An 8,517-nucleotide genomic window follows, 5' to 3' on the forward strand; every position below is an offset into this window, starting at 1 on the left:
CCTGGCCGAGCACGCCATCGGCATGAAGTCGGTCGAGGAGGCCGTCAGCCTGCGCAACCACGTCCTGGCCCAGCTGGACCGTGCCGACTCCACCACGGACGAGGCGGTGAAGCGTAAGGCCCTGACCTTCGTCTTCGTAGGGGGAGGCTTCGCCGGGGTGGAGACCATCGCGGAGGTCGAGGACATGGCCCGCGACGCCGCCCGGACCTACCGCAACGTCAGCAGGGACGACATGCGCTTCATCCTGGTCGAGGCCGCCGGTCGCATCCTGCCCGAGATGGGTGCGGACCTCGGTGTCTGGACCACGGAGAAGCTTCGGGCGCGCGGCATCGCGGTCCACCTCGAGACCTCCATGGAGTCCTGCGTCGACCAGCACGTGGTCCTGACGAACGGTGTCGAGACGGACGCCTCCACGATCGTGTGGACCGCCGGCGTACGCCCCAACCCGGCCCTGGCCCACTTCGGCCTGCCGCTCGGCCCACGCGGCCACGTCGACACCCGGCCCACCCTCCAGGTCACGGGCCTCGACCACGTGTGGGCCGCGGGCGACAACGCCCAGGTCCCCGACCTGGCCGGCGAAGCGGGCGCATGGTGCCCGCCCAACGCCCAGCACGCCGTACGCCAGGCCCCGGTTCTCGCCGACAACGTGATCGCGGCTCTGCGCGGCCGTCCGGCGAAGGAGTACCGGCACAAGAACCTCGGCGCGGTGGCCGGCCTCGGCCTCCACAAGGGCGTCGCGATCCTCTTCGGCAAGGTCAAGCTCAAGGGCCGCCCGGCCTGGTGGTTCCACCGCCTCTACCACGGCAGCCGTGTGCCGACGCTGAACCGCAAGATACGCGTGTTCGTGGACTGGTTCCTGGCTTCGCTCCTGAAGCGGGACACCGTCGGCCTCGTCGAACTGGAGCATCCGCGCGACCCGTTCACCGAAGCGGCCACGCCGTCCCGCAGCCGTACCTGATTCCTTTCCCCCTTTGTCTTCGTCCTTGTCTGGAGGGCTGTCCCATGTCCCAGAACGCCATCGCCGCCGCGCGCGGCGCTGAGACCGCACCCGAGAAGGTGCCTGTCGACCCGTCGCACCAGCGCCGCTGGTGGATCCTGGGCGTCATTTCCCTGTCCATGCTGATGGGCGTGCTCGACGGCACCATCGTGAACATCGCCCTGCCGTCCGCCCAGCACGACCTCGGCTTCTCGGACGCCGAGCGGCAGTGGGTGGTCACCGCCTACGCGCTGGCCTTCGGCAGCCTGCTGCTGCTCGGCGGCCGGATCGCGGACCTGGTCGGGCAGAAGGTGATCTTCCTGGTGGGTGTGGGCGGCTTCGCGGTCGCTTCCATGGTGGGAGGCGTGGCGAACGGTTTCGGCATGCTCGTCGCCGCGCGCGCGGTGCAGGGTGTGTTCGCTGCCCTGATGGCCCCGTCCGCGATGTCGCTCCTGATGACCACCTTCACCGAGCCGCGTGAGCGGGCCAAGGCCTTCACCGTCGCGGGCTCGGTCTCCGGTGCGGGCGGAGCCGTCGGCCTGATCCTCGGTGGGGTGCTGACCGAGTACCTGAACTGGCGCTGGACCATGTACGTCAACGTGGTCTTCGCGGTGGTGGCGTTCGTCGGCGGCGTAGCCCTGCTGCACCGCACCCCGCGCAACACGTCCGCGAAGCTCGATGTCCCCGGCACCCTGCTGGTCTCCGCGGGCCTGTTCTGCCTGGTCTACGGGTTCTCGAACGCCGAGACGCACGGCTGGGGCTCGCCGGCGACCTGGGGCATGCTCGCGGCCGGCACCGTCCTGGTGAGCCTCTTCGTCTGGTGGCAGAGCAAGGCGGCGTATCCGCTGCTGCCCCTGCGGGTCCTGACGGACCGTAACCGCGGCGCATCCTTCGCCGCCCTCTTCGTCAGCGGCGCAGGCATGTTCGGCGTGTTCCTGTTCCTGACCTACTACCTGCAGCAGAACCTCGGCTACAGCGCCCTGAAGACGGGCTTCGCCTTCCTGCCCATGATCGTGGCGTCGTCGTCCGCCTCCGCGGTCGCCAACAATGTCGTGGTACCGCGCATAGGCCCCAAGCCGGTGGTACCGCTGGGCATGGCCATCGCGGCCGCCGGCATGGTGTGGATGACCACGCTGGACATGAACAGCGGATACCTGACGCAGGTACTGCCCCAGCTGGTGCTCGTCGGCATCGGACTGGGCACGGTGGTCGCGCCCGCGATGAGCCTGGCCACCTCCGGCGTGGCCGCCGCCGACGCCGGAGCGGCGTCCGCCGCCGTCAACACGGTCCAGCAGGTCGGCGGGTCCATCGGCGTCGCCCTGCTCAGCACGATGGCCTCCGACGCCGCCACCAACTACCTCTCCGGCCGCAACCCCAAGGACCCCGGCGTCCTGGCCCAGGCCGGCCTCGAGGGCTACTCCACCGCCTACTGGTGGTCGGCAGGCTTCTTCCTCATCGGCCTCGTCGTGACCGCCCTGCTCTACCGCCGCGGTGTGCCCAAGCACGACGAAAACGCCGCACCTGTCGTTCACATGTGACAAACGCCGCGGGGGCCGTACGCACTTCCGGCTTCCTTCTCCCTCCACTCTGAGACAGAATGACTCATAGTGCGCTCCAAAAGTTTATTTTCACACAGAAGGGGTCGAGTAAGTTGCAGCTCAGAACTGATCCGCGTTTGTTGCGCAGCCGTGCGGCCATGGCCGCTGCTGCCGCCAAGTTGCTCACAGAGAGCGGGCTGGAGGTCGTGACGCACCAGGCGGTCGCCACCCGTGCCGGCGTCGGCAGAGCCACCGTCTACCGGCACTGGCCCGGCCTTCTCGACCTCCGCCTGGCCGCGCTTGAGGCCGGCATGCCCCCACTGCCCCCGGTGCCCGAGGAGATTCGTGCCGCCTCGGGCCACGATCCGCGAGCCGAGCTCATCCACAACCTGGGCGTCCTCGCCGAGCGCCTGGACGATGAGCACACTGGTGCCGTTCTTGTCGCGGTCATCGGCGGCTCGCGGAACGACGAGGGCATGCGTCACCTCCGGCAGACTCTGATGAACCAGATCGCCGATGCTATGCGTCCCGCTGTCGCCGCGGCGGTCGAGCGTGGCCAGCTCCGGCCCGACGTCACCCCCGAGACATTTGCCATGGCCACCGTGGGTCCCCTGTTCTTCGAGCGCTTCGTCGCCTCGAACCGCCTCGGGCGTGACACGGTGGAGATCGTCGTGGACGCCGCTCTGCGGGCCTGGTCGTAGGCGGAGCCGGCCGACCTGCCTGTCGGCCGGCCAGGACCTGGGCGGTGACCGCGTCGCAGACCCGTTCGGCGACGGTGATGGTTTCCTCCCAGTCCGGAAGACGGCGACTTGGGCGGGTGGGCTCCGCGCGGGCCTGAGCGGCGGCTCGCCGCGCGTCGGCCAGGCCGTGGTAGGCGGTGCGGCGCAGCGCCTGACGCTCGGCGGGGGGTCGCGCTCTGCGCCAGGTCGCGGTACCGGCGGACCGCCCCCAGGGCGGCCTCGGTCCGGGCGGAGGCCCAGCTGTTTGCGGAGTCGGACCACACCAGGAAGTTCGCCGCCAGCACGATGGCCGCGGCCAGGGTGGTGTCCAGGATGCGGCCGCCAGTGCTCGGGCGGCGGCGCTGTACACGGCGCGCAGGGCGCCGTACTCGATCCGGTGACGGCGCCACAGTCGCGGGCTTGTAGACAGGACGGTGAGCAGGAGTGTTCCGGACAGCAGCGCGAGCGGCGGCTGCCACCACGGACCAGGTAGGGAAATGCCGCTGCCGACGACGGCGCCGAGCAGCACTTGCATGCCGGCACCGAGCGGATGGGGCCCCGCAGGCTGATCAGCCCCGCGGCCAGCGCGGTGACGACCAGGCAGCCCGCCACTGCCACCGGGTGCCCGCTGCGCAGCGCGCCCTCTCCGACGAGCAGGCCGAAGGCACTGACCAGCCCCACGGCCGGTAGCCGGTGCATGCGCTAGCCGTACGGAGACGAACCGTCCTGTCCCACGCCCCATCTGTGGAGCCGGCAGGGCGGCGTCACCAGGGAGAAGCGCAGGAGCTCGCTGCCGACACGCCCGGACGCGCTCGGCCCACCCTCCGTCAGCGCGAAACCCGTCGCGGGATCAGTCGCCGACAACTGGCCGATCCGTCCGCAAGTGGGCAAGGAGGGCGTTGGAGATCTCGGCGAGATGGTCGATCTGCTCTGCCGTGAGACGGTCGACGAAAAGGCGCCGCACCTCCTGCGCATGGCCGGGGGCCGCGTGCTCCAAGGCCGTGCGTCCTTCTGGCGTGATCACCGCATACATGGTGACGGCCGCTGGGCGTCACGTGCGCGCAGGGGCGATCGCCTGGTCCGACCCCCTTCCCCAGCCTTCGCCCTCGACCATCACGCTCGAGACCGCCGACGGCGACGAGCCCAGCGTGGTCATGGTCTACAGCGGTGAGCCGATCGGTCAGCCCGTCGTGACGGGGGGCCCGTTCGTGATGAACAGCGCGAGCGAGATCGAGCAGGCATTCCGTGACTTCCACGGCGGCAGGTTCGGCGACATCCCGAACCAGGCCCGCCTGCAGTACCGCTGACACGGGAACATCCCCGCACCCGCGGCTGCCCAGACCGTGTGCCCGCAGATATGGCGGGGCACCGCCCCTAACGTGAGGTATCCAATGTTCACGACGACCGTGATCCTTTCCGCCCTGCTGGCCCTCGGCTTTGCCGCGGCCGGACTCCCGAAAGCTCTCACGCAGCCCTCCGCGGCCGCCGATGCCGATCGCATGGGTTACTCGACCACCGCCTTCCGGGCCATCGGTCTGCTGGAGCTGGCGGGAGCCGTCGGGGTCGTCGTCGGCTTGTGGTATTGGCCGCTAGGCGTGGCGGCCGCCGGCGGACTGCTGCTGTGCGCCGGCGCTGTGCGCGCGCATCTGAGCATCAAGGACGCACCCAGGTCACTCGTCCCGGCCCTGCTCTTCGCGATGCTGGCCGCAGCCGTAGTGATCACGCGCATTGCCAGTTCCTGAGCGCCACCCCCACCCCACAGTCCATCGGCCTTCACCCGGCCGGGCGGCACAGCCTGCCGCGGTCGAACGCGCTGCGATCGGCACCTGGCAAGCCCGAGCCTTGCGCGCCCGCCGTGGGTTCAGAGGATGCATCAGCGGTGCGAGCGCTCCTGCCGCGCGCGCCGCTGGAGCGCTTCGAGCTCCGCCGCGCGCGCCACGAGGTCGGCCCCCAGGTCGCCCGTGAGCCGCTGTGCGGCCGCCATGCTGCAAGGCCTGCACCGCGGGCAGTGACCGTCCTGCCCACCGCGCGCAGCGAGATGTGCAGCCGGAGCAGTCCCGGATCCGGAGCCCTGAACATGGCGCCGCGGTCACTGATTCCGGCCTTGCCACTCGTCCTGCGCCGGGCGGAGCCATTGACATCTGCAAGGATTGTTTCAGGAGGGCAACGGCTCAACCCGCCGGTCCTTCATACGCTCTCGACGATCAGCCGTTCGGTGTCGGTGTTGCGGATGCGCAGCTGGGCGATCTCCTGGCATGCGGCAGAGCCGTTCCAGGCCTGCGCCGACTCCACATCGGGAAATTCCATCAACACGATCTGTCCTGGGTCCCAGCTTCCCGCCAAGACTTCGACGGGCTCGCCACGTGACAGGTACCGGCCACCGTACGGCTTGAGCGTGTCAACCACCTTGGCGCGGTACTCGCCCAACTCCTCGGTCTTTCCCGTCACCTGGACGGCAGCAGTCACGTAAGCAGTCACTTCGTCCTCCAGATCGGAACAAGGTCCGGACAACGAGAGGGCTGAGGTCCTTTGGATGGTCGAGGGCGTACTGGAGGGCGATTGTCGCGCCCATGCTGCAGCCGACGATGGCGGGGCGGCGCGGGCCCAACTGGGTGACGACGGCATGCACGTCGGCCGCCGTGTCTGTAGTGGTCCAGCCAGGGCGGGTCCAGCGAGTCTTGCCTCCGCCGTCGCCCGGGACGGCGGGCAGCGTCGCCCGACTGTGCACGCCGGACCGGAAGAATGCCTCCAACGCACGTCCTGGTGTGACCCAGGTCACAGTGAGACAAGTTGACTCATAGGCTGGTTGTGAGTCAATCTGTCTCACACAAGGGGTCGCGAAAACGCAGATCCCCTGACTGTCCGTAGATGTCGTAAATGCCACAGCATTTCGCGCACACGGTCTCCTGGAGGAAATCATGACCGCTACGCTCACCAAGAAGTCCGGCAAGGGCCGCACGGACGGTGTCGTCTCCGAGCTGGCTGCCTACTTCCACGTCAAGCCGGGGCACCAGGAGGAGCTGCGGGCGGCCTGCCAGCGGTTCGTGGAGGAGCTGCGCCGTCAGGACCCGGCGGAGACCATCAAGACGGGTCTGCGGGACACCCGGCACGTGATCTTCGACGAGGGCAAGATGCTGCTGTGGGCCACCACCTTCGAGACCGAGTGGGACCCCTACGTCGACGACGCGATCCTGACCGTGGGCTTCGAGCACTTCGCGGACTGGATGCAGCACACCGTCGAGTGGGACGTGCTGTTCGCCTGGGTCGAGGAGGCCGGCGGTCTGGAGGCGCTCTCCAAGAACACCGACAACCCGGACTTCGAGGAGAACGTCCGCAAGTCCACCGCCGGCCTGAAGAAGATCCTCCAGGACGGCCAGGAGCAGGCCGCCTCCTACTTCAACCCCCTGGGCACCCTCACCATGCCGCAGGTCGTCAAGGCCCAGAAGCTCGACGCCGCCTTCCAGGAGGTCCTGGACAACCCCGCCGCCGAGGAAGCCCTCGCCCACCCCGCCCTCAAGCCCCTCCTCGCCCAGGCCGCCAGCTGACACCGGCCCACCCCCACACCCCTGGGAGGGGGTGGCACCTCCCACCCCCTCCCAGGAACCCCACCGGGCGTGAGGACCGCGCCCTCGCTACACAGTTCTGGAAGGCATCATGACGACGGTCAAGGGCAGCGCCCTAGAACTCGACGACATCCAGGCAGCCGCTCTGGAGCCGCGCCCGACGCCCTACGCGGGCTCCTATCTCGCCCTGCGCATCGACGACCGGCGGCAGGGACGGGAGCTGCTGCGGCGGCTCACCCCCGTCCTCGACTCGGTCGCCTCGTTCGACTCTCAGCGTCAGGTGTCGCTCGCGGTGGCGCTCAGCTTCCAGGGTCTGAAGGCCCTGGGCGTGCCCGAGGAGTCGCTGGCCACCTTCCCGCCCGAGTTCCAGGAGGGCATGGCCGCGCGGGCGGACGAACTCGGCGATGTCGGGGACGGTGCGCCGGAGAACTGGGAAGGCCCGCTGGGGTCGGAGGACGTGCACGTCATCCTGGCCGCCCTCGCCCCGGACGACGCCCGTCTGGAGACGATCGTCCTCCTGGCCCGGGACGCCCTGCGCGACCTGCCGGGGGTGGTCCCCATCTGGCAGCAGGACGTGCACGTCGGACCGGACGAGAAGGAACCGTTCGGCTTCCGCGACAGCATCGGTCAGCCGGCGATCGAGGGCACCGGGATTCCCGGCACCAACCCTCGGGAAGTCCCGCTCAAGGCAGGCGAGTTCGTCCTCGGGTACGAGGACGAGACCGGCGGCATCGAACCGGTTCCGCAGCCCGAGGTGCTCGGCCGCAACGGGACGTATGTGGTCTTCCGCAAGCTGCACACGCGGGTGGCGGAGTTCCGTCAGTACATCCGTGACCGCGCCAAGGACCGCGCGGACGAGGAGCTGATCGCGGCCAAGTTCGTCGGCCGCTGGCCCAGTGGCGCCCCGCTGGCACTGACGCCGGACAAGGACGATCCGGAACTCGGTGCCGATCCCGCGCGCAACAACGACTTCATGTACGGCGACGACCCGCAGGGCCTGAAGTGCCCCGTGGGTTCCCACGCCCGCCGGATGAACCCGCGGGACGCGGTCGTCACCGGTGAGGTGCGCCTGCACCGCATGATCAGGCGCGGCACGACCTATGGTCCGCCGCTGCCCAAGGGTGTGCTGGAGGACGACGGCGCCGACCGCGGCATCATGTTCGCCTTCGTCGGAGCCCACCTCGCGCGGCAGTTCGAGTTCGTGCAGCGGCAGTGGCTGAACGACGGCAAGTTCATCGGGGCCCCCGAGGAGAAGGATCCGCTGATCGGCGGGAACGAGGACGGCCAGTTCACCATCCCGCGCGAGCCGATCCGCCGCCGCTTCAAGGGCCTGCCGCCGTTCGTCGTCAACCGGGGCGGCGAGTACTGCTTCATGCCCGGGCTGTCGGCGCTGCGCTGGATCGCCGACCTCGACACCTGACCTCTGCCCGCTGACCTCTGCCCGCGCGCAACACGACAAGGAACGTTTCTCATGGCTGACCACTTCTCCGGGCCGCGCGTCATAGCCGACCCCGCCTCCGACATCTGCGACGTCTATGCCTTCCCGAGCCCGGAGCGGCCGGGGAACCTGGTGCTCGTCCTCAACGTGCTGCCGGCCTCGGCCCCCACGGCCCTGTTCTCCGACGCGATCACCCACCGCTTCCGTGTCCGGCCCATCACGTCCGTGGCCGAGGGCGCCGCTGCGACCTTCCACGTCGGCGAGGACGAGTACCTGTTCGACT

Annotated in this window: 11 protein-coding genes; 8 read left to right on the forward strand and 3 right to left on the reverse strand. The window is 69.5% G+C overall.

All coding sequences use genetic code 11. The features are described from left to right. From ACIBJF_RS50395 to ACIBJF_RS50405, 3 genes are all read left to right on the forward strand, one after another. Positions 1 to 958 (forward strand): NAD(P)/FAD-dependent oxidoreductase (locus ACIBJF_RS50395; protein WP_399184616.1); only part of this gene is annotated, 958 nt, incomplete at its 5' end. Between the two features lie 44 nt (positions 959 to 1,002). Then, positions 1,003 to 2,514 (forward strand): MFS transporter, encoded by a 1,512-nt coding sequence (locus ACIBJF_RS50400; protein WP_399184617.1) that lies wholly within the window; start codon positions 1,003 to 1,005, stop codon positions 2,512 to 2,514. A gap of 158 nt (positions 2,515 to 2,672) precedes the next feature. After that, complete coding sequence (locus tag ACIBJF_RS50405) at positions 2,673 to 3,215, forward strand: TetR/AcrR family transcriptional regulator (protein WP_399184618.1); 543 nt, start codon at positions 2,673 to 2,675, stop codon at positions 3,213 to 3,215. A gap of 868 nt (positions 3,216 to 4,083) precedes the next feature. On the opposite strand, the gene ACIBJF_RS50410 is transcribed toward ACIBJF_RS50405, so the two are convergent. After that, positions 4,084 to 4,257: a hypothetical protein gene (locus tag ACIBJF_RS50410; RefSeq protein ID WP_399184619.1), complete on the reverse strand. Its 174-nt coding sequence runs from the start codon at positions 4,255 to 4,257 to the stop codon at positions 4,084 to 4,086. On the opposite strand from ACIBJF_RS50410, the gene ACIBJF_RS50415 reads away from it, so the two are divergent. Both ACIBJF_RS50415 and ACIBJF_RS50420 read left to right on the forward strand, forming a co-directional pair. Further along, positions 4,250 to 4,540: a pirin-like C-terminal cupin domain-containing protein gene (locus ACIBJF_RS50415; RefSeq protein ID WP_399184620.1), complete on the forward strand. Its 291-nt coding sequence runs from the start codon at positions 4,250 to 4,252 to the stop codon at positions 4,538 to 4,540. The two genes, ACIBJF_RS50410 and ACIBJF_RS50415, sit on opposite strands and share 8 nt — an antisense overlap. An 84-nt stretch (positions 4,541 to 4,624) precedes the next feature. Beyond that, positions 4,625 to 4,975, forward strand: coding sequence for a DoxX family protein (locus tag ACIBJF_RS50420; RefSeq protein ID WP_399184621.1), 351 nt, complete (start codon positions 4,625 to 4,627; stop codon positions 4,973 to 4,975). A 445-nt stretch (positions 4,976 to 5,420) separates the two neighbouring features. Here the strand turns inward: ACIBJF_RS50420 and ACIBJF_RS50425 are convergent, their stop codons facing one another. After that, entirely contained in the window at positions 5,421 to 5,711 is a 291-nt protein-coding gene (locus ACIBJF_RS50425; protein ID WP_399184622.1) for a DUF1330 domain-containing protein, read from the reverse strand. Continuing rightward, complete coding sequence (locus ACIBJF_RS50430) at positions 5,632 to 6,153, reverse strand: alpha/beta fold hydrolase (protein WP_399184623.1); 522 nt, start codon at positions 6,151 to 6,153, stop codon at positions 5,632 to 5,634. The genes ACIBJF_RS50425 and ACIBJF_RS50430 overlap by 80 nt, the downstream gene beginning before the upstream one ends. On the opposite strand from ACIBJF_RS50430, the gene ACIBJF_RS50435 reads away from it, so the two are divergent. The 3 genes from ACIBJF_RS50435 to ACIBJF_RS50445 all read left to right on the forward strand — a co-directional run. Beyond that, on the forward strand, positions 6,152 to 6,778 hold the full coding sequence (locus ACIBJF_RS50435) for a hypothetical protein (RefSeq protein ID WP_399184624.1): 627 nt from the start codon (positions 6,152 to 6,154) through the stop codon (positions 6,776 to 6,778). The genes ACIBJF_RS50430 and ACIBJF_RS50435 overlap by 2 nt on opposite strands. Positions 6,779 to 6,887: 109 nt before the next feature. Then, on the forward strand, positions 6,888 to 8,216 hold the full coding sequence (locus tag ACIBJF_RS50440) for a Dyp-type peroxidase (RefSeq protein WP_399184625.1): 1,329 nt from the start codon (positions 6,888 to 6,890) through the stop codon (positions 8,214 to 8,216). Between the two features lie 51 nt (positions 8,217 to 8,267). Further along, the coding region (locus tag ACIBJF_RS50445; protein WP_399184626.1) for a DUF4331 family protein at positions 8,268 to 8,517 on the forward strand (250 nt) is incomplete at its 3' end.

It is taken from the genome of Streptomyces sp. NPDC050743 (assembly GCF_044456925.1).
Lineage (GTDB): Bacteria > Actinomycetota > Actinomycetes > Streptomycetales > Streptomycetaceae > Streptomyces.